General features: G+C 62.9%; 18 protein-coding genes. 11 read left to right on the top strand and 7 right to left on the bottom strand.

Features of this window, described 5'->3' with window-relative positions; all coding sequences use genetic code 11:
- The first annotated feature begins 20 nt into the window (after nucleotides 1-20).
- Both FZ934_RS02175 and arcC read left to right on the top strand, forming a co-directional pair.
- Nucleotides 21-1,025, top strand: coding sequence for an ornithine carbamoyltransferase (locus FZ934_RS02175; protein ID WP_153269719.1), 1,005 nt, complete (start codon nucleotides 21-23; stop codon nucleotides 1,023-1,025).
- Between the two features lie 2 nt (nucleotides 1,026-1,027).
- A complete protein-coding gene (gene arcC, locus FZ934_RS02180; protein ID WP_153269720.1) occupies nucleotides 1,028-1,966 on the top strand; it encodes a carbamate kinase in 939 nt (312 codons plus the stop codon).
- A 24-nt stretch (nucleotides 1,967-1,990) separates the two neighbouring features.
- On the opposite strand, the gene FZ934_RS02185 is transcribed toward arcC, so the two are convergent.
- Complete coding sequence (locus FZ934_RS02185) at nucleotides 1,991-3,355, bottom strand: amino acid permease (RefSeq protein ID WP_153269721.1); 1,365 nt, start codon at nucleotides 3,353-3,355, stop codon at nucleotides 1,991-1,993.
- Nucleotides 3,356-3,543: 188 nt separating this feature from the next.
- Here FZ934_RS02185 and FZ934_RS02190 point away from each other — a divergent pair, with 188 nt between their 5' ends.
- The 6 genes from FZ934_RS02190 to FZ934_RS02215 all read left to right on the top strand — a co-directional run bounded on the left by FZ934_RS02190 (nucleotide 3,544) and on the right by FZ934_RS02215 (nucleotide 12,012).
- Nucleotides 3,544-4,470, top strand: a complete 927-nt coding sequence (locus FZ934_RS02190) for a cation diffusion facilitator family transporter (protein ID WP_153269722.1) — start codon at nucleotides 3,544-3,546, stop codon at nucleotides 4,468-4,470.
- 157 nt (nucleotides 4,471-4,627) lie between these two features.
- Nucleotides 4,628-6,883: an arginine/lysine/ornithine decarboxylase gene (locus tag FZ934_RS02195; protein WP_153269723.1), complete on the top strand. Its 2,256-nt coding sequence runs from the start codon at nucleotides 4,628-4,630 to the stop codon at nucleotides 6,881-6,883.
- A 2-nt stretch (nucleotides 6,884-6,885) separates the two neighbouring features.
- Nucleotides 6,886-9,249 carry an ornithine decarboxylase gene (gene speC, locus FZ934_RS02200; RefSeq protein WP_153269724.1) on the top strand — a complete coding sequence of 788 codons (2,364 nt, stop codon included), beginning with the start codon at nucleotides 6,886-6,888 and terminating at the stop codon, nucleotides 9,247-9,249.
- Between the two features lie 18 nt (nucleotides 9,250-9,267).
- Nucleotides 9,268-10,626 carry a putrescine-ornithine antiporter gene (gene potE, locus FZ934_RS02205; RefSeq protein WP_153269725.1) on the top strand — a complete coding sequence of 453 codons (1,359 nt, stop codon included), beginning with the start codon at nucleotides 9,268-9,270 and terminating at the stop codon, nucleotides 10,624-10,626.
- A 13-nt stretch (nucleotides 10,627-10,639) separates the two neighbouring features.
- A complete protein-coding gene (locus tag FZ934_RS02210; protein ID WP_153269726.1) occupies nucleotides 10,640-11,569 on the top strand; it encodes an amino acid ABC transporter substrate-binding protein in 930 nt (309 codons plus the stop codon).
- A gap of 206 nt (nucleotides 11,570-11,775) precedes the next feature.
- The gene (locus FZ934_RS02215; RefSeq protein WP_153269727.1) at nucleotides 11,776-12,012 is read left to right on the top strand and encodes a hypothetical protein; all 237 of its coding nucleotides are present in this window, start codon (nucleotides 11,776-11,778) and stop codon (nucleotides 12,010-12,012) included.
- A 19-nt stretch (nucleotides 12,013-12,031) separates the two neighbouring features.
- Here the strand turns inward: FZ934_RS02215 and FZ934_RS02220 are convergent, their stop codons facing one another.
- The 5 genes from FZ934_RS02220 to FZ934_RS02240 all read right to left on the bottom strand — a co-directional run bounded on the left by FZ934_RS02220 (nucleotide 12,032) and on the right by FZ934_RS02240 (nucleotide 17,358).
- Nucleotides 12,032-13,183 (bottom strand): AI-2E family transporter, encoded by a 1,152-nt coding sequence (locus tag FZ934_RS02220; RefSeq protein WP_246737825.1) that lies wholly within the window; start codon nucleotides 13,181-13,183, stop codon nucleotides 12,032-12,034.
- A gap of 18 nt (nucleotides 13,184-13,201) precedes the next feature.
- The gene (gene ppk2 / locus FZ934_RS02225) at nucleotides 13,202-14,044 is read right to left on the bottom strand and encodes a polyphosphate kinase 2 (protein WP_153269728.1); all 843 of its coding nucleotides are present in this window, start codon (nucleotides 14,042-14,044) and stop codon (nucleotides 13,202-13,204) included.
- Nucleotides 14,045-14,062: 18 nt separating this feature from the next.
- Nucleotides 14,063-15,778 carry a SulP family inorganic anion transporter gene (locus tag FZ934_RS02230; protein WP_153269729.1) on the bottom strand — a complete coding sequence of 572 codons (1,716 nt, stop codon included), beginning with the start codon at nucleotides 15,776-15,778 and terminating at the stop codon, nucleotides 14,063-14,065.
- An 81-nt stretch (nucleotides 15,779-15,859) separates the two neighbouring features.
- On the bottom strand, nucleotides 15,860-17,017 hold the full coding sequence (locus FZ934_RS02235) for an HlyD family secretion protein (protein ID WP_153269730.1): 1,158 nt from the start codon (nucleotides 17,015-17,017) through the stop codon (nucleotides 15,860-15,862).
- Entirely contained in the window at nucleotides 17,017-17,358 is a 342-nt protein-coding gene (locus tag FZ934_RS02240) for a DUF3302 domain-containing protein (RefSeq protein ID WP_153269731.1), read from the bottom strand. Before FZ934_RS02240 ends, FZ934_RS02235 begins: the two co-directional genes overlap by 1 nt.
- Nucleotides 17,359-17,683: 325 nt before the next feature.
- Between FZ934_RS02240 and FZ934_RS02245 the strand changes: the two genes are divergently transcribed.
- The 3 genes from FZ934_RS02245 to FZ934_RS02255 are packed head-to-tail and all read left to right on the top strand — an operon-like array spanning nucleotide 17,684 to nucleotide 20,435.
- On the top strand, nucleotides 17,684-17,998 hold the full coding sequence (locus tag FZ934_RS02245) for a hypothetical protein (RefSeq protein ID WP_153269732.1): 315 nt from the start codon (nucleotides 17,684-17,686) through the stop codon (nucleotides 17,996-17,998).
- Nucleotides 17,999-18,045: 47 nt separating this feature from the next.
- Nucleotides 18,046-19,440, top strand: coding sequence for a DUF3300 domain-containing protein (locus FZ934_RS02250; protein WP_153269733.1), 1,395 nt, complete (start codon nucleotides 18,046-18,048; stop codon nucleotides 19,438-19,440).
- Nucleotides 19,441-19,496: 56 nt separating this feature from the next.
- Nucleotides 19,497-20,435 (top strand): DUF2950 domain-containing protein, encoded by a 939-nt coding sequence (locus FZ934_RS02255; protein WP_153269734.1) that lies wholly within the window; start codon nucleotides 19,497-19,499, stop codon nucleotides 20,433-20,435.
- A 2-nt stretch (nucleotides 20,436-20,437) separates the two neighbouring features.
- Here the strand turns inward: FZ934_RS02255 and FZ934_RS02260 are convergent, their stop codons facing one another.
- Complete coding sequence (locus FZ934_RS02260; protein WP_153269735.1) at nucleotides 20,438-20,929, bottom strand: CYTH domain-containing protein; 492 nt, start codon at nucleotides 20,927-20,929, stop codon at nucleotides 20,438-20,440.
- Between the last annotated feature and the right edge of the window lies 1 nt (nucleotide 20,930).

Consider the following 20,930-nt stretch of genomic DNA (forward strand, 5'->3'; position numbering starts at 1 on the left):
AGACCCGACGGAGCAAGACAATGAGCTTCAATCTGCGCAATCGTTCGCTTCTGACCGTACAGGATTATACGCCGCGCGAATTCCGCTACTTGCTTGATCTCGCCCGCGACCTGAAGCGGGCGAAATATGCCCGCACCGAGCAGCAGCACCTCAAGGGCAAGGAAATCTGCCTGATCTTCGAGAAGACCTCGACGCGCACGCGCTGCGCCTTCGAGGTCGCCTGCTCGGACCAGGGCGCCAACGTCACCTATCTCGATCCGTCAGGCTCGCAGATCGGCCACAAGGAATCCTTCAAGGACACGGCGCGGGTGCTGGGGCGCATGTATGATGCGATCGAATATCGCGGCTCGGCGCAGACGGGCGTGGAGACGCTTGCCCGCTATGCCGGCGTTCCCGTCTATAACGGCCTGACCGACGAATATCACCCGACGCAGATGCTGGCCGACGTGATGACCATGCGCGAGCACAGCGACAAGCCGGTCGCCGATATCAAGTATGCCTATGTCGGCGACACGCGCTCAAACATGGGCCACTCGCTGCTGATCGTCGGCTGCCTGATGGGCATGGACGTGCGCATCTGCGGCCCGAAATCGCTGTGGCCTTCGGAAGAATACATGAAGATCGCCAGGGATTTGCAGGAACGCTCCGGCGCGCGGCTGCTCGTCACCGACGATCCCAAGGAAGCCGTCAAGGATGTCGATTTCATCCATACCGACGTCTGGGTCTCGATGGGCGAGCCGAAGGATGTCTGGCGCGAGCGCATCAAGCTGCTGACGCCCTACCAGGTCAATACAGCCCTGATGAAGGCCTCCGGCAATTCGCAGACGAAGTTCATGCATTGCCTGCCGGCCTTCCATGACACCGAGACGGTGATGGGCAAGCAGATCGCCGAGGATTACGGCATGGACAACGGCCTCGAGGTCACCAACGACGTCTTCGAATCCGAGGCCAACGTCGCCTTCGAGCAGGCGGAAAACCGGCTGCACACGATCAAGGCACTGCTCGTCGCGACCCTGGGAGATTAAGCATGCGTGTCGTTATCGCGCTTGGCGGCAATGCGCTTCTCCGGCGTGGGGAAGCGATGACCGCCGATGTCCAGCGGCGCAACGCCCGCATCGCCGCCGAAGCGATCGCGCCGCTTGCTGGCGAACATCAACTGATCATCACTCACGGCAACGGTCCGCAGGTGGGCCTGCTGGCGCTTCAGGGTGCCGCCTACAAGCCCGATGAGGCCTACCCGCTCGACGTGCTCGGCGCCGAAACCGAGGGCATGATCGGCTATATGCTCGAACAGGAGCTCGGAAACATGCTGCCCTTCGAGCAGCCGCTGGCGACGCTGCTGACGATGGTCGAGGTCGACGCCGAGGATCCGGGTTTTAAGAACCCGACCAAGTTCGTCGGTCCCGTCTATGACAAGGCGGATGCCGACCGCATCAAGGCCGACAAGGGCTGGACGTTCAAGCAGGATGGCGACAAGTGGCGGCGTGTGGTCGCGTCTCCGTTGCCGAAGCGCATCTTCGAGGTGCGTCCTGTCCGGTGGCTGCTGGAGCAGCGCACGATCGTCATCTGTGCAGGCGGTGGCGGCATCCCGACCATGTACGAGAAGGGTGCGGACAGGAAGCTGATCGGCGTCGAGGCTGTCATCGACAAGGACCTCTGCTCCGAACTTCTCGCCCGCGAACTCGATGCCGATCTGCTGGTCATGGCGACGGATGCGCCTGCCGTCTGCACCGAGTGGGGCAAGCCGTCGCAGAAGTCGATCCACAAGGCGCGGCCCGAGGATATGAAACAATTCTCCTTCCCGGCGGGCTCCATGGGCCCGAAGGTCGATGCTGCCTGCCATTTCGCGGAAGGTCCGGGGCGTAGTGCCGCGATCGGATCGCTTGCCGATATCGCCGGCATGGTGCGCGGCGAGCGCGGGACGATCATCAGCAGCGGCTTCTCCGGCCTCAGCTGGCACGCCTGACGCACTGGCAGTTCAGAGACAGTATCATGAGGGGACGGCCGGGCGCGTGATGGCGCCCGGTGTCGTTTCCGGCAGTTCTGCTGAAGCCGCTGCGCCGTTTCTCCGCTGCCAGACATAGACGGGAATACCGAGCATCAAGAGCACGAGACCGTAGAGCACCGGTTCGGCGCCGGAGCCATAGAGCGTGAACATCGCGAAGATAAAGGCGATGAGTTCGATCGGGCTGACGCGCGGCATGCGCCCGCCTCTGACGCGGGCGGCGACGAGGCCGGAGGCCAGCGAGCAGAAGGCATAGGGCACGACAGCCGTCATCGTGCTCAGTCCGACCATCAGCCGGTAGACGGCGGCAAAGCCTTCTCCGCCCATCGCCTGGACGAGGACCAGCAGGGTTGCGAAGCATGCCGAGACGACCATGCCGATCGCCGGCACGCCGCGTGAGGAGAGGCGGGCAAAGAGCGGCGGAAACAGTCCGTCGCGGGCGGCTGCCATCGGCACCTGGCCCATCAGCAGCGTCCAGCCGTTCAGCGCGCCGATCGAGGAGACCACGACCGCGATCGAGATCGCCAGCGCGCCGCCGCGTCCCCACATCACGCCGGCGGCCTCCGAGAAGGGGGCGACGGAATGAACGAGCTGTTCGCGCGGCAGCACGCCCATCACGACGATCGTGCCGAGCACGTAGAGCGTCGCGGCGATCGATATGCCGAGCACCGTCGAGCGCGGAATGGTGCGTTCGGCGTTCTGGACGTCGCCGGCCGGAACAGTGGCCGATTCCAGCCCGAGATAGGCAAACATCGTCAGCGGCGCCAGGGCCGCGATCGACTGCAGGATCGGCTGGTCGCTCGGGTTGAACTCGGCGAAATGCGAGGTGTCGATATAGAGCAGGCCGATGATCGCGACCGCACCGAAGGGCAGCAGCTTGGCGTAGGTGGTGACCTGCGCGAAGAGGCCGGCGGCGTGGACGCCGCGAAGGTTGACGAGCACGATCGCCCAGATCACCCCGAGCGTCAGCACCGTCGCCGCCAGGCGATTGCCGAGCGCCGGAACGAGATCGATGAGTACGCCCGTAAAGGCGATGGCGATGACGGGCAGCGACGTCCAGATCGAGATCCAGTAGCCCCAGGCGATCAGGAAGCCGGCGAAATCGCCATAGGCGAGGCGGGTATAGGCATAGGGTCCGCCGACGGCGGGCACGAGGCTGGCGAGCCGCGCGAAGGTGAGGCCGAGGCAGATCGCGCCGGCGCCCATGATGATCCACACGAGGATGGCGAGGTTCCCGTAAGGTGCGACGGCGGCCGGAGAGAGATAGAAGCCGGAGCCTACCATGTTTCCGACAACGATGGCGGTGCAGGCTGCAAGTCCGAGGCTTTTGCCATCAGGCGATGTTGTCATGAGGTCCCTCCCAGGAGGCCGCCTCGCCGGAATTGGGCTCCGTCGGGCCGCATTGCCGCATCGATTTTCCCTTCAAAACCGAAAGGCCGCAATTCGTGGCAATGCGTAGTTGCCGAGTGTTTTCCCTGCGTTCACATTCCCGTAGCGACGCGTGTATTACTGCGAACGATTATGCATGGGAGGTTGCGATGTCGAATGAGCAAGGATTTCTACGAATCTCGATTGCAGCCACCGTCGTGGTCGCGGCGCTCGGTATCTTCTTCGGCATTCTCTCCGGCTCGTTTTCGATCGCCTTCGACGGCGTCTATTCGCTCGCCGACGCCGCCATGACCGGGCTTGCGCTCTGGGTGTCGAGCCTGATCGTCCAATCGGCGCGCAACGACGCCAAGTCGGGCCGTATCCGCAACCGCTTCACCATGGGTTTCTGGCACCTCGAGCCGATCGTGCTTCTCCTCAATGGTTGCCTGCTGGTGACTGTCGCCGTCTACGCACTCATCAACGCGATCATCAGCATCATCAATGGCGGGCATGAACTGCACTTCGGGGCGGCGATCGTCTATTCCGGCGCGACGCTCGTCGTCTGCGCCATCATGGCCGGGATCGGGGCGGCAGTGAACCGACGGCTGAAGTCGGATTTTATCGCGCTCGACATCAAGGCGTGGATCATGTCCGGCGGTATCGCCTTCGCGCTGCTCGTCGCCTTCATCATCGGCCTTGCCGTGCAGCCGACGTCCCTTGTCTGGATCGCCCGATATGTCGACCCCGTGGTGCTCGGCCTCGTCTGCCTGGTGATGATCCCGATACCGATCACCACGATCTGGAAGGCGCTGAGCGAGATCCTGCTGATCGCTCCCGTCGATCTGCAGGAGCATGTCGATCGCGTCGCGTCCGACACCGTTCGCCGCCTGGGCTTCCTGTCCTATCGCGCCTATGTCGCCCGGGTAGGACGTGCGACCGAGATCGAGCTCTACTTCATCGTCCCCGAAGGATTGCCGCCGAAGCGGCTTGAGGAATGGGACGCGCTGCGCGATGAAATCGGCGCGGCAATCGGCGACGAGAGCGTCAATCGCTGGCTCACCATCGCCTTTACCGCCGATGTGGAATGGGCGGAATAGACGCGCTCCGGCACCGCCTTCTTCGATCCTGAGCCTTTTGCCCGAACGTTGATTGCAATCAACGACGCCTGTAAGCCCGGCGTGTACGATCCCCCAAGCTGAGACGAAAGCGCCGCTGAGCACCCGCTTCTGCGGCCATCGGATCCGGGAGGGATGCATGGAATTCCAGAAGGCATTTCCGGTCGCCGTCATCGATGAGGATTTCGAGGGCAAGAGCGCCGCCGGGCGCGGCATGCGCGATCTGGCCGCCGCGATAGAGGCCGATGGCTTCCGCATTGTCTCAGGCGTCACCTACGAGGACGCGCGCCGGCTGGTGCATATCTTCAACACGGAATCCTGCTGGCTGGTTTCCGTCGACGGCAGCGAGGACAGGGCCTCGCGCTGGCAGGTGCTGGAAGAGATTCTGAGCGCCAAGCGCAAGAAGAACGACCGCATTCCGATCTTCCTGTTCGGCGACGACACGACCGCCGAGGACGTGCCGGCCAGCGTGCTGCGCCACGCCAATGCCTTCCTGCGGCTGTTCGAGGACACTGCCGAGTTCATGGCGCGCGCTATCGTCCAGGCCGCGCGCAACTATCTCGACCGTCTTCCGCCGCCGATGTTCAAGGCGCTGATGGATTATACGCTCGAGGGTGCCTATTCCTGGCATACGCCGGGCCACGGCGGGGGCGTTGCCTTCCGCAAGAGCCCTGTGGGACAGATGTTCTACAGCTTCTTCGGCGAAAACACGCTGCGCTCGGACATCTCGGTGTCTGTCGGCAGCGTCGGCTCGCTGCTCGACCACGTCGGCCCGATCGCCGAGGGCGAGCGCAATGCGTCCCGCATCTTCGGGACCGACGAGACGCTGTTCGTCGTCGGCGGCACATCGACCGCCAACAAGATCGTCTGGCACGGCATGGTCGGGCGCGGCGATCTCGTGCTCTGCGACCGCAATTGCCACAAGTCGATCCTGCACTCGCTGATCATGACGGGGGCGACACCGATCTATCTCATCCCGTCGCGCAACGGGCTCGGCATCATCGGCCCGATCTCCAAGGATCAGTTCACGCCGGAGGCGATCGCCCAGAAGATCGCCGCGAGCCCGTTCGCCGGGCAGACGAGCGGCAAGGTGCGGCTCATGGTCATCACCAATTCGACCTATGACGGGCTCTGCTACAACGTCGATGCGATCAAGGAATCGCTCGGCGATGCCGTCGAGGTACTGCACTTCGACGAGGCCTGGTACGCCTATGCGAATTTCCACGAGTTCTACGACGGCTTCCACGGCATCTCGTCGACGCAGCCAGCCCGCTCGAAGAGCGCGATCACCTTCGCGACGCACTCGACGCACAAGCTTCTGGCGGCGCTGTCGCAGGCATCGATGATCCATATCCAGCACGCCGAGAACAAGCGGCTGGACGTGACCCGCTTCAACGAAGCCTTCATGATGCACACCTCGACCTCGCCGCAATACGGCATCATCGCCTCCTGCGACGTCGCCGCCGCGATGATGGAGCAGCCGGCCGGGCGCTCGTTGGTGCAGGAGACGATCGACGAGGCGATCAGCTTCCGCCGCGCGATGAACGGCGTGCGCAGCCAGACCGCGGGCGGCTGGTGGTTCGACGTCTGGGAACCGACGGTCGCCGAGCAGACGCCGAGCGACCGGCACGAGGACTGGGTGCTGAAACCCGGCGACGGCTGGCATGGCTTTACCGGACTGGCCGAAAACCACGTGATGGTTGACCCGATCAAGGTCACGATCCTGTCGCCTGGCCTGTCCGCCAGCGGCTTCATGCAGGAGCACGGCATCCCGGCCGCCGTCGTGACAAAGTTCCTGTCGTCGCGCCGCATCGAGATCGAGAAGACCGGCCTCTATTCCTTCCTCGTGCTGTTCTCGATGGGTATCACGCGCGGCAAGTGGAGCACGCTGGTCACCGAACTCCTCAATTTCAAGGATCTCTACGACAGCAACGCGCCGCTGACGCGGGCACTGCCGGCATTGGCGGCCGCCCATCCGGAGGCCTATGGCAACATGGGGCTGAAGGATCTCTGCGAGCAGATCCACGCAGTCTATCGCAAGGATGACGTGCCGAAGGCGCAGCGCGAAATGTATACCGTGCTGCCGGACATGGCTCTGCGGCCGGCCGATGCTTATGACCTCCTGGTCAAGGGCAAGATCGAGAGCGTCGAGATCGACAATCTCATGGATCGCGTGCTCGCCGTCATGATCGTTCCCTATCCGCCGGGCATTCCGCTGATCATGCCGGGGGAGCGGATCACGCAGTCGACCAAATCGATCCAGGATTACCTGCTCTACGCCCGCGAATTCGACAGCAAGTTCCCCGGCTTCGAGACCGACATCCACGGCCTTCGCTTCACGCCCGGTCCGAATGGCCGCCGCTATCTCGTCGATTGCATTGCAGAGGGAGCGTAACGATGATCCCGCGCGACGTGAAATCTCCGACCGTTGCCATTCCTTTCCACAAGATGCTGAAGGTCGTCGCCATCGTCGATCGCGGCAACAGCCAGGTGCAGGAGCTGCTGGCGCAGATTGCGGCCGACGGCTTCGAGGTGGAGATCCGTGACGACTATTCGGCCGACGTGTCCGAGGACGCCTCGGTCGGGGCCTATATCGGATCGGTCGAGGGCGGCTGGTTGCCGGATGCGCGCACGTTCCTCCGCTCCGTCAGGGGTATCGGTTTCCGTACGCCGATCTGGGCTCTGGCGGATGCGCTCGGGGTTGCTGATATCGATGTCGTCGAAGGCGTGGGGGAGGTGGACGGCTTCGTCTATCTCGGCCAGCAGACGCCTGTCTTTTACGCCAAGCAGATCGTCTCCAGCCTGATCAACTACGGCAAGTCGCTGCTGCCGCCGTTCTTCGGCGGCATGATGGCCTATGACGGCGAGGCGAACATCGCCTTCGATTGCCCCGGCCACCAGGGCGGGCAGTTCTATCGCAAGTCGCCGGCCGGCCAGCTGTTCTTCAAGTATTTCGGCGAGAGCATCTTCCGCAACGACCTCTGCAACGCAGATGTCGATCTCGGCGATCTCCTGATCCACGAGGGGCCGGCCGCCGAGGCGCAGAAGCAGGCGGCCCGGATCTTCGGCGCCGACCGGACCTATTTCATCCTGAACGGCACAAGCACCTCCAACAAGGTGGTCACCAATGCGGTGCTGCGGGCCGGCGACCTGGTGCTCTTCGACCGCAACAACCACAAGTCCCTGCATCAGGGCGCGTTGGTGCAGGCCGGCGCCATTCCGATCTTCCTGCCGACGGCGCGCAACGCCTTCGGGATGATCGGCGCCGTCGATTGGGCGGCCTGGGACGAGACCTGGCTGCGCAAGCAGATCGAGGCGCACCCGCTGGTAACAGACAAGAGCCGCGCCAAGGCCGAACGCCCGTTCCGGCTCGCCTGCATCCAGCTCGCCACCTATGACGGCACCATCTACAACGTTCGCCAGGTCATGGAGAAGATCGGCCATCTCTGCGACTACGTCCTCTGGGACGAGGCCTGGATCGGCTACAATGCCTTCCATCCGCTGTTCGAGGGCCACAGCCCGATGCGGCTGAAGGACCTGCCTCCGGATATGCCCGGCCTGTTTTCCACGCAATCGGTGCACAAGCAGGGTGCGGGATTTTCGCAGGCCTCGCAGATCCACAAGCGCGACGAACATATCAATGGCCAGCGGCGCTTCATCGAGCACAAGCGGTTCAACGAATCCCTTTTGATGCACGTCTCGACATCGCCCTTCTATCCGCTCTTCGCCTCGCTCGACGTGAATGCCAAGGTGCATGAGGGCAAGGCAGGCGAGATGCTGTGGGATCGCTGCATCGAGCTCGGGATCGAGGTGCGCAAGAAGCTGCGCGGCTTCGTCGCGCACTACGAGACGAAGGCGGCAGCGCCCGAGGAGCAATGGTTCTTCGATCCCTTCGTGCCGGACAAGGTTTCGGTCACGGGATCAAAGCATACGAGCGACATTACCGACGCCAGGTGGGAAGATATCCCGACCGAGGTGCTTAAACGCGAGCAGCAATGCTGGCGCTTCGACCCGCAAGCGAAATGGCACGGTTATTCCGGCTATGCGTCCGGCTATACGATGGTTGATCCGAACAAGCTGGCACTGCTGACCCCCGGCATCGACCGCAAGACCGGCGAGTATCGCGATTTCGGCATTCCCGCGACCGTCGTCGCCAACTATCTGCGCGAGCAGCGCGTGGTGCCGGAAAAGTGCGACCTGAACAGCCTGCTCTTCCTGCTGACACCGGCCGAAGACGAGAGCAAGCTCAACACGCTGGTTGCCAAGCTGGTGAAGTTCAAGAACCTGTGGGACCGCGACGCGCCGCTTCAGGAAGTGCTGCCGACGGTGTTTGCCGCCAATCGCGAGCGCTACCAGGGCTACACGCTCCGGCAGGTCTGCCAGGAGATGCATTCCTTCTACCGCGAGGCGGGCGTGAAGGAACTGCAGCGCCTCTGCTTCCGTTCCGAGAGTTTCCCGGAGCCGGCTATTCCCTCCAAGCAAGCCTATGAGGCGCTGGTGGCCAACAATGTCGATTACCTGCCTCTGACGGAAGCGGCCGGCCGCATTTCCGCGACGCTGGCGCTGATCTATCCGCCCGGTATCGGCGTCATCGTGCCGGGCGAGCGCTGGGACGATCGCGCGCGGCCGATGCGGGACTATTTCCTGGCCTTCGAAGAATCCTTCAACCGCTTCCCGGGCTTTAACTACGAGGTCCAGGGCGTGTTCCAGGAGCGGATAGAAGGGCGGATCAAGTTCCATACCTATGTCGTGCGCGAGTAGGGGGCGGGAGGAACCATCATGACAGACAACACAATGCATCTCGCGGCCGAGACAACGGCCAAGAAGAAGATGAACCTGGTGCAGCTTACCTTCATCGTCGCCGTCAACATGATGGGATCGGGCATCATCATGCTGCCCGCCAACATGGCGCAGGTCGGCGCGATCTCGCTGCTGTCCTGGCTCGTGACCGCCGTGGGGTCGATGGCGATCGCCTACGGCTTCGCGCAAGCCGGCCTCTTCAACCAGCGGCCCGGCGGCATGTCCGCCTATGCCGAGGATGCCTATGGCAAGGACGGCTACTTCCTGGTCTTCTTCCTGTACTTCCTGTCGCTTGCCGTCGGCAATGTCGCCATCGGCATCTCGGCGGTCGGCTATCTCGCCGGCTTCTTCCCGATCCTCACTTCGACGCCCGTCATGACCTGCCTGGCGCTGATCGTTCTTCTGTGGCTGACGACGGCCGCGAATTTCGGCGGCCCGCGTATCACCGGGCGTATCGGCTCGATCACGGTGTGGGGCGTCATCATCCCCGTCGGGCTGCTGTCGATCATCGGCTGGTTCTGGTTCAGCTCCACCACGTTCGCCGCCGCCTGGAATCCGAAGGGGCTGTCGCTCGTGCAGGGCATGGGATCCAGCATCTCCCTGACGCTCTGGGCATTCCTCGGCATGGAGTCGGCGGCGCAGAATTCCGACGCCGTCGAAAATCCGAAGCGCGACGTGCCGCTCGCCTGCATGTTCGGTACGCTCGGCGCCGCCGTTATCTACATCCTGTCGACGACGGTGATCCAGGGTATCGTGCCGAATGCCGATCTGGCGGCATCCACCGGACCGTTCGCGCTCGCCTATGCCACCATGTTCAATCCGACGATCGGCTCGATCATCATGGCGCTTGCCGTGCTTGCCTGCCTCGGCTCGTTGCTTGGCTGGCAGTTCACCATCGCGCAGACGGCACGATCGGCCGCGCAGGAGAGAATGTTTCCCGCGATCTTCTCGCGCGTGAACGAACTGGGTGCGCCGGTGCCCGGCATGATCATCCTCGGCATCGTGCAGACGGGCCTTGCGCTCATGACCATCTCGCCCACACTCAGCGAGCAGTTCTCGGCACTCGTCAATCTCGCGGTTGTCACGAACGTGCTGCCTTACATCATTGCTCTCTCGGCGCTCTTCGTGATGATGAAGAACGCCGGCGTGCCGCAGGCGAAATACAGGCTCAACGCCTTCGTCGCCATCGTCGGCATGCTCTACAGCGTCTTCGCAATCTACGCGTCGGGCAAGGACGCCGTGCTTGGCGGCATGCTGGTCACGGGCATCGGTTTCATCATCTACGGCCTGATCGCCCCGCGCTTCAGCGGTGGCGCCAATCGCGTGCCGGCGGAATAGGGGAGGACTCACCATGTCAAGGAGCAAAGGTCGCTTCGCCGCCATGGCGGCCACCGTCTTCGTCGGGGCAATCGCAGCTGTCGCCTGGATGTCACCGGCGCAAGCACAGACCCTGGACCGTATCCGCTCCAGCAGCGCGCTGAAGCTCGGCTACGATCCGGATGCGAAGCCATTCTCGTTCGGTGCGGATCAGAGCAAGCCGGAGGGCTATGCCGTCGCGCTCTGCAACGTGATCGCGGAGAGCGTCAAGAAGCAGCTCAACCTGCCGCAATTGAACGTCGAGTGGGTTTCCCTCGCTGGCGATGCCAGAACACATGCCGTCAAGGACGGCACGGTCGATCTCCTCTGCGGGGCCGAGCCGGTCACCCTCAGCCGCCGGCAGGAGGTCTCGTTCTCGATCCCGATCTTCCCGAGCGGCACGGGCGCGCTGCTCAGCTCCAGTTCGCCCCTGGCGCTGCGCGAGGTCCTGCAATACGGCCAGCCATCGAGCCGGCCAGTCTGGCGCGGTTCGCCGGCCCGCACGATCCTCGAGCACAAGACGTTCTCGTCGATCGCCGGATCCACGAGCGAACGTTGGCTTTCCGACAGGATCAAGACCTTCCAGCTAGCCGCCACCGCAACGCCAGTCAGCAACGTCCAGCAGGGGATCGAGCGCGTGCTCGACGGCAGCTCCGCCGTGCTTTTCGGCGATATGCCGCTGCTGATGGACGCAGCCGCCCGCAGCAGCGACTCCGGCAACCTCATCGTCCTGCAGCGTCATTTTACCTACGAGCCGCTCGGGCTCGAACTGGCGCGTGGCGACGAGGATTTCCGGCTCGCGGTGGATCGCGCCCTCAGCCAGATCTACGCCTCGCAGGATTTCCGGGCCTTCTTCACCACTTGGTTCGGCCCGCCTGACGACGCGACGGTGACGTTCTTCCGGCAGACGGCTTTGCCGGAATAGCCTGCGGCTGAGATGCCTTCGGGAGCGCGGCACTCTGCCGCGTTCTTTTTGCGTCGGGTATCCGTGCAAATGCCGATCTCGGCCGACGCTGAAGGTCCGAAAGCCCAATTCCTGGGATGATGACTATTTTTACTCGGCCGGGAACGATCCGGTTCCTTAGCGATTTCGTATAACTCGGAGGGTTGAGTTTAATGCGGAGCTGATCAATGAGCCGAGAGCGCGGCCGCAGAAAACTGATGCTGAGACTTCCCGACATCAGGCATATTCTGGGAAACATCGCCAGTGAACCGCTGGGTGAGATGTTTGAAGCCTATGATCTGGCTGTCGATGCGCTCGATCGTTTCCGGGTCCAGACTCCCCAGGAACTGCGGCTGATAACGGAATACGAGCAGCTCTGCGAGGAGATAGAGCAGGAAGTGGTCGTCTATTGCACGGGCCGCTGAAACCGCGGTTCTGAACCGCTCAGAGCGGTTGCACGCTTCCCGGTTCGGCGCCAGCCGACGGAGTGGTTTCAAGCGCGGCCGGCGACGGCCAGGCCCAGGCCTTCAACAGTTCGTAGAAGACGCTGAGGACAACAGGACCCAGGAACAGGCCGAGAAGGCCGTTTGAAAGCGTCCCCCCGATCACCCCGATGAGGATCACCGGCATCGGCGTCGACAGGCCCCTCGACATCAGGATCGGCTTCAATATGTTGTCGACGACTGTGATCGGCACGGCGACGATGGTGAAGGCAAGCGCAATGCCTGGTGGCCACGAGAACCAGACCCAGATCACGATCGGCAGCAGCAGAAGGCCGGGGCCGAGTTGCATGACGCAAAGGATGAATATCACGAAGGTCAGGACCCCGCGCGCCGGAATGTCGAAGAAGGCGAAGCACAATCCGCAGAGCAGCGTCTGAAGGAAGGCGACGCCGATAACGCCGCGCGACACGTTGCGCACCGTCGCTCCGGCGAGCTTCGCAAATCCAACGCCCTTGTCGCCGCCGATCCGGCTCGCCAGATGCTCGACGGCGTTTGCAAGCCGTGCTGATCGCGTCAGAAAGATGCCCGAGAGGATGATCGAGGCAACGAAGCTCAGCACGCCACCGCCGATCGAGGCAAGCTTTGCAACGATGACGCCGGTGACTTCACGAATGGGCCCCTGGAACTTGACCAGGGTGGAAGCCAGATCGCCGGCGATCTGGTTCCAGGTATCGTAGATCTTTTGCCCGACGACAGGCCAGTCGCAAACGGACTCCGGCGCCGAGGGGAGCGTGAAATGCTCGGTCCAAAGCTTGCCCACCAGCCCCTGCAGCCCATCGGCGAAGTTGACGGCAACCAGCGCAAGCGGCGCGATGATCAGAACAAGGCAGCCGACGACGATGACGATCGCGGCGATGACAGGTCGGTTTCCGATCAGCCTCGAGATCCCCGCGAACAAGGGAAACAGCGCCACCGCAAGAATGGCGGACCAGATGACGATCAGCGCAAACGGAGCGATGAGGACGAAAGTCCAATAGGCGAACAGGCCGATGATGCCCAACCGGACGAGATCGCTTACTCTCGCCTCGATCGAGATCTGTCCGCTTCCGCCTGCCGGCATCGCCTTGTGGCTCGTCTGCTCCACCGTCGTCATGCTTCTCCCCGGTCGGTCCTATGACGTCGTATCGGGAACGACGTGACGGACGCTGCTGTCTTCGATGTAGTTCGACGGTCGCTTCTGGCGTTTCCCGAGATCGGGCGCGTCAAACTTCACGCGCTCGTAGGGGATGGATTGCAGGATGTGCGAGATGCAGTTGACGCGCGCGCGCTTCTTGTCGTCCGACGGCACGATCCACCACGGGGCATGGTTGCTATCCGTCATCCGCAGCATCTCGTCGTAGACCCGGGTATAGTCCCACCAGCGCTGGTAGGATTCGACATCCATCGGGCTCAGCTTCCACTGCCGCACTGGATCATCGATCCTGCGTCGGAAGCGCCGCTCCTGTTCTTCCTCGCTGACCGTCAGGAAGTATTTGAGCAGGATCACGCCGCTTTCCACGATCGCCGCTTCAAACCGTGGTGCCAGTTCCAGAAAGCGCTGGGCCTTCTTGTCGCTGCAGAAGCCCATGACGCGATCGACGCCGGCGCGGTTGTACCAGCTGCGATCGAATATCACCACTTCGCCGGCGGCGGGCAGATGGGCGATGTAGCGCTGCATGTAGATCTGCGATTTTTCGCGGTCCGTCGGTGCCGGTAAGGCCACGACGCGAAAAACGCGCGGACTAACCTTTTCGGTTATCCGCTTGATCATGCCACCCTTGCCGGCGGCGTCGCGTCCCTCGAAAATGATCACGACCCTTGCGCCGGATTTCTTCATCCATGCCTGCAGATGCGCTAGTTCCACCTGCAATCGAGCGATCTCCTTGTCGTAATCCCACGACTTCTTCTTCTTTTTGTCCTTGCCGCTGCGGCCTGCCTCGCCATTGATTTGCCTGGGCTCGTAATTCTCGTCCATGGTTCTCCCTCCGTGCTGCTAAACTGCGCTGCCTGCCGATGCATTGCCGGGCTGGTCGAAGTCTCCGATCAGTGCCCGCAGCGCCTCTTCTCTGCCGTTGAACAGGTTTTGAGCGCCGATTGCCTTGATGACTCCGGCGCGGGTGAGAAGGCCGCGGCTCTCTTCGCTGAGGTCCGTGATCGCGAATGTGATGCTGCGTTTGCCAAGAAGCTCAGCCACGGCATCGAGCGCGGCCGCACCCGTGCTGTCGATCTGCGTGATCGCGCTGGCATCGAGCACAAAGCACCGGGTGTCCGCGGGAAGGTCTTTTATGACCGAGCTCAGCCGCATGCGAACGTAGTCGGCATTGTAGAACAGGATGTTTCCCTGAATGGCGAAGACGGCGGCGCGATCGACGGGGCGCGCTTCCGGATGGCGGCCAAGGTCGAAGAAGCCGTGCCGGCCTTCGATCCTGCCAAGCAGTCCGTCGCGCGGGAACATCGTCTGGCGAAGCAGGTAGACGAGCGTCGCGGCGACCGCGACAATGACGCCGTTGAGCACGCCGAAGCTGATGGCACCCCACATGGCGATCAGCGCGAAGATGAACTCCATGCGGCTGATGCGCCAGATCTTCCGGAGCTCGTGGACGTCGATGAGGCTGATCGCCGCCATCGCGAGGATTGCGGCAAGGGCCGGAATGGGAAGTATCCGCAGCGCGCTGTGCAGGAAGACGAGCGCCGCGATCAGCGTCGCCGCGGAGACGAGGCCGGCTGCCTGGGAGACGCCTCCCGTTGAAAGGTTGATCGCCGTGCGCGAGTCCGAAACGCTGATCGGGAACGAGCCGAAGAGCCCTGGCGCGATGTTTGCGGCGCCGAGCCCGATCAGCTCCTGATTGGCGTCGACCTCTTCGCCGGTTCGCGAACCGAAGCTGCGCGCCGCGACGATGCCCGCGCCGAAGCTGACGAGAAAGATCGCGGCAGAGCCGAGTATGATCTTGTCGAGCGGCATCTGATGCAGGGCCGGCAGGGAGAAGCTCGGCAGCCCGCTCGGGATGTCGCCGACGACGGCGATGCCGCGTCCTTGGAAGTCGAAAAGGGCCGAGAGCATGACCGAGAGGACGACGACGACGACCGGTCCTGGAATCTTGGGGCGGAAGGTCCGGATGATCCAAAGCAATGCAAACATCGCAAGGCCGAGAACGAGCGAGGGCCAGTGGATCAGGCCGCTCTTGCCGGCGATCTCGACGAGCGGTGGCACCAAGCCGTCGGATTCGATCTTCACCCCGGTAAAGCGGCTGATCTGGCCGACGAGGATCGACAGCGACACGCCGGCGAAAAAGCCGACGAGGATGGGTCGCGACAGGAAGCTTGCGAGAACGCCGAGCCGCAGCAGCTTGGCGGCGATGCAGCAGATGCCGACGCCGAGCGCGAGCGCCGCTGCGATGGCAACGCGGTCAACCGGCGTGCCGGCAGGATAGGCCGCAACGATGGTTCCCATCGCCGCCGCAAGCACGGTCATCGTGGCCGCATCCGGGCCGACGACGAGGAGCCGTGAGGGGCCGAAGATCGCGTAGGCGATCGGCGCGACGATGCTGGCGTAAATGCCGGTTTCCGGCGGCAGGCCGGCGATGGCGGGATAGGCGATGGCGCTCGGCAGGCCCACGGCTGCAATCGACAGGCCGGCCGGAATATCGCTCTTCAGCCAATCCCTGCTGAAACCGCTCAGGCCTCGCAACATCGGAAGACTGCCTATCACCGTGGGCTCCTTATCAACCTGCCATCGATATCCTCGTAATTATCCTGATCCCGCCCGGATGAGCGGGACCAGTCACCCGTGTCAGTGTTCAAGGAACACATAGTTCATCCAGCTGCTCATCCGCAAAAGGACCTTGCGGAGAACGGCGACGTGGTGCCAGTGGTGGGTGTAGACGGCGACCTCGGCGACGACACCGCCTGGCAGCTGGTAGCCCTCGGTACTCTCGAGGAGCTCGATGCTGGCGATTGTCTGGCCGGGTGCCGCGCGCTCGGGCGATTGCGGGTCGATTAGCGCGCCCGATGGTTGCAACTGGCCCTGTGCCATCACGTCGATGATCCCTTGCACGCGGGCCTTGAAGATCTTGCCGGGAACCGCCTTGAAAGCCACTTCGGCATCGTCGCCAACATTCACGCGTTGCAGCGAGTTCTGGATGAAGGCTGCGCCGAGCATCTGATCCTGGCTGTCGATGAAGACCATGACCGGGCGCAGCGGCAGTGGGTTCGCCATCATCCCGGGACGCAGGAAGACCTGGGTGACGTAGCCGGCGCTGGGGGCGCGGACCGTCGTTTGATCGAGCTCGTATTGCGCGTTGGCGAGTTCGGCCTGGAGGCGGGCGACGGTGGGGTTGGTGCCGTTGATTTCCGATTCATAGGCCAGTTTTGCCTGCGTTGCCTGGGCGCGGGCGGTATCGACCGCGGCCTCCGCCGTCAGGTAGATGCCCCTGCGGTTTTCGACTTCGAGTTCTGAGTAGACGGCGCCCCTGCCGCTCGACTTCGCATTCTCGTTCGATGCCTGGAATTTCTCGAAAGCCTGCTGCGAACGGTCGCGCGATGCTTCCGCACCAACGACGGCAGCGTTGGCGGCGTCGAGCGCCGCTTTCAACTGCAGCACCGTCTGCTTGGCCTCGGCGAGCGCCGCCGTTTTCTGGTCGACCGTGAACTGGTAGGGGCGCGGATCGATGCGGAAGAGAACGTCGCCCTTCTTCAGCGGCGCATTGGGCGTCACTGGCACCTCGATTACCTGGCCACCGACCGTCGGAATGACGGGCGCGGAGGTGAAGTAGATGCGCGCGTCGCTGGTGTAGGGATGATTGTAGCTCATCAGCAGCAGCAGCGTCCCGATCAGGAAGATGCCGCCGAGAACCGATGTGGCCAGCGTCCACTGGTTCACCGGAATGCGGAAGATCTTGAAGATCGCGTAGCAGAGCGCGGCATAGGTGAGGATGAGAAGCAGATCCATCAGGCGGTTTCCTTCTCCGAGGCCTGTGCCTCAAGCTCGGCGATGCGGCCATGCAGGCGGGCGATTTCAGCGTTGGCTTCCGCAGCCGGCGACAGCTTCCCATCGGTGCGCATGCCCCAGCCGCGATCCTCGCGGTAGATCGTCGCCCAGATGAAGAGGAACGGCCAAATGGCATGCAGCGTGAAGAGACTGACCCAACCGGCGACATGAATGGCATCCTGGTGCGGATGGTTTCTGGCCTTCGCCATCAGGTGGGGAATGTCGTGGATGGCGATCACCGCGTAGAACAGCGTGATCACGACGAAGAACAGCACGCCCAGTGCAAAATAGTCGAGAAACACGACTCCTCCCTTCCGGCTTGCTCCAGCCGAGCCATTTTGATCGCGATCGATGCCCCGGATAGTAGCCCCGCTTCCGCGCAAACGCCCGTAGCATCGCGTAACATCTATCGAGATGCAGACCGGCGGCGGCGCTCCGGCGGCCGTGCCGCGGAGGTGGTGAAGAGGAGGGCAAATGATTGCCCGAATGGCGTCGCATGCCCTGCGCGGCAGGCGGATCCGGGGCTTCGAAAGCCGGCTACAGTAGGTTCGTGTATTATACGTCTGCAGCCCAGTTCGCCTGTTATATAGTTTTCACGTCTGCTGGCGCAGTTTGGCGGGGGCGGAAATGGCGTCGGGAGAACGTGGTTCGAGATACATGTCCGCCCTCGGGACGGCAGAGAAATACTTCCCTGACCAGACAGCGCTGGTGCAGCGGCTATTCTACACAAATGAAGCCTTTCGCAGCATGTGTGAGGATCTCAAGGACGCCGCACAGACGCTGGCACACATCGAGCATTTGCCTGAGGCGGTGCGGGAAGAGCGGCGGCAGGAGTATGCGGGCCTGGTCGATGCCTTGTTGACGGAGATGGGCGAGGCGATCGCCCAGTCCAAGATCGTGACGCTGAGGCGCTCGCCCGGCGCCACGCCGAAACTGCCGTGAGGGTACGCATCATTCGACTGATTTGATCCAACGGAGGTCCATGCGCGATGAAAGCAATTTCCCGCAAACTGCTTGCCGGATTGTCAGCCTTGGCGATTATTGCGCTCCAGCCGACGCTTCCCCTGCATGCCCAGGCCCCGGCGCCGGCCGCGCCGCCTATCCAGACGGGCAACGACCAGCCAGCCGCGACGCTCCTTTCTGACGACCAGCTGGAAGTGCTGGTGGCGCGCATCGCGCTCTATCCCGACGAACTGGTGGCCGCGATCTCGGCCGCCTCGCTCTTTCCGGTGCAGATCATAGAGGCGTCCCGTTTCCTTGAGGCGAAGAAGAAGAACGCCGACCTCAAGCCAAAAGCCGATTGGGACGGCAGCGTCATCTCGCTGCTGAACTACCCCGACATCGTCAAGATGATGAGCGAAGATCTCGATTGGACCCAGCAGCTTGCCGATGCGCTGACCAATCAGCAGAAGGATGTGCTGATCGCCATCCAGCAGCTTCGCGATGAGGCGGTTGCGAAGAACATCATCAAGACCGACGACAAGGTGACGATCGTCAACGAAAACGACAACATCATCATCAAACCGACCAATCCGGAAAAGATCTACATCCCGCAATATCCGCCGGAGATGCTTTATGAACCGACCTATGCGGCGGCTCCGATTTCTTATTATCCCGAGTCCTACGACAATTATTACTATCCGGGCGCAGCCTTCTTTGCCGGCGCGGTAACGGGGCTTGCCTGGGCCGCGATCGTCAACTGGGACGACTGGGGCGTATGGGGCGGCGGCTGGCGTGGTGGAGACATCGATATCGATTGCAACAATTGTTTGAACGACCGCTCCTTCAACGGGAAGATGAAGTGGAACGACGTCGACTGGGCGAACGTGGATCGCAGCAAGCTCAGTATCGGCAAGGATCAATTGAACAAGCTCGATCGGTCCGAGATCAGGTCGGGGCTGCAGGCCGACAATCGCAATCAGCTGCGCAACAAGGCATCCGAGATCAACAGGACCGACCGACCGGGTAACCGTGGCACCGCTGCCCGGGCCGACGACATCCGGAAGAACACCGCCCAGGGGCTGAAGAACAAGTCGCCGGGCAACGCCGCCGCCAATCGCCCGAATGCGGGTGCCCGTCCCGACACACGGCCCGCGAAGCCATCGGCGGGCAATCGCCCGAACAAGCCGGCACAGAAGGCGGCCAACAGACCGAACAAGCCGCAAATGGCATCAAGGCCTGATAACCGCGCGCGCCAGCCAAGCGCGCTCGGCAATCCGCAATCCGGCCGTAGGGATGCCGTTGCCTCGAAGCGGGGCGGGCAGAGCATGGGCGGACAGCGCCCCGCGGCCCGGGCGCATCACCGACCACCTCCATCCGCTCATCGTGGCGGCGGTGGTGGTCGCGGGGGCGGCGGCGGTGGCCGCGGCGGCGGACGCCGATGACACCTGATACCGGCAGACCAGCTTACGGACCCAGATCCAGCTTACGGAGTTAGATGATGAGACGTCGATCGACCGTAGTTTCGCTCATGTTCGCGGCAGCCTTCTCCACGATGTCAGCGACCGCAGCATTTCCAAGGATGCAGACCGAGCTGTCGGACTTCAGTGCCGGCACTCCGGCACCGCAGTTCGACAGTGCCGAACTGGCGCTCGACCGGCTGAAATCGGTGCTGGCGTCGAACAGTATCGATGATCTTGCCGGACTGCTCGGGCTCAACGCTGAAAAGCTGCGGGCGAGCAACGAGGCGATGGTCGCCTACGGCCTCATCCGCGAGGGCGCGGCGCGGCAGTTGGTGCTGAAGGACTCCGAAGGTGTCAAGGTCGTTGCGATCGGCGATCGTCTGTGGCCGTTCCCATTCCCGCTGACCCAGGCCAAGGATGGCAAGTGGGCCTTCGACACGCAGCGCGGTCTTCAGGAGATCATCAACCGGCGCATCGGCGAGAATGAGCTGGCGACCATCGATACCATGCACCAATATGTCACGGCGCAGTACCAATACGCCGCCGAGGACCGCGATGGCGATGGTGTCTATGAATTCGCGCAGAAGCTGATCAGCAGCCAGGGCAAGACGGATGGCCTGTATTGGGAGCCGGGTACCTATGCCGAACCGAGCCCCGCCAGCTCTCTCGTCGAAACGGCGGCCTTCGGCAAGGCAAAGCGCGGAGACGGCTATTTCGGATACCGCTATCGCATCCTGACCGGGCAGGGCGCCAATGTCGCCGGCGGCAAGCAGAGCTACCTCGTCAACGGCTACATGACGGGCGGCTTTGCCTTGATCGCCTGGCCGGTCAAGTATCGCGTCACCGGCGTCCAGACGTTCATCGTCAACGGCGTCAGCGTGATCTACCAGCGCGATCTCGGGCCGCAGACCGAAGAGCGCGCCGCCGCGATCAAGGAATTCAACCCGGACTCCAACTGGACCGTTGTGGACGAATAGCGCTATCCGGCCACGCCCTGCGCTGCGGGTGAAAGGCGCGGGGCGGTCGCCATCGAGCGGTTGGAATATCGCTTGCTGCCCGTCACCTCGCGACCGAGCCAGGGCGGGAGGCTGAACGCCTCCTCTTCGCTCGCCATCTCGATCTCGGCAAGCGTCAATCCCTCGTAAGCGCCGGCAAAGACGTCGACGTCCCAGTTCCGGCCATCAAAGGCGACCTTGTATCGCGTCTTTTCCAGGATATGGCCGGTTGCGCGAAGCAGCAGCCCACGCGCTTCCTCGACCGGGATTTCGTATTCGTATTCTTCCTTGGTAAGCGGCGTGGTGCGGAATTTGATGGTGAGACGCGCCGAGCATCCATCGACCAGGCGAACGCGCACGGAGCCTTGATCCCGCCCGTGGAGATAGGCCTGCTGCAGAAAATGCGGACAGCTGGCGGAATTGCGCCAGCTGTCGTCACGAACCAGAAATTTGCGTTCGATCTCGGTCGCTTTCAAA

Origin of the sequence: Rhizobium grahamii (assembly GCF_009498215.1) — a bacterium.
Taxonomy (GTDB): Bacteria; Pseudomonadota; Alphaproteobacteria; order Rhizobiales; family Rhizobiaceae; genus Rhizobium; species Rhizobium grahamii_A.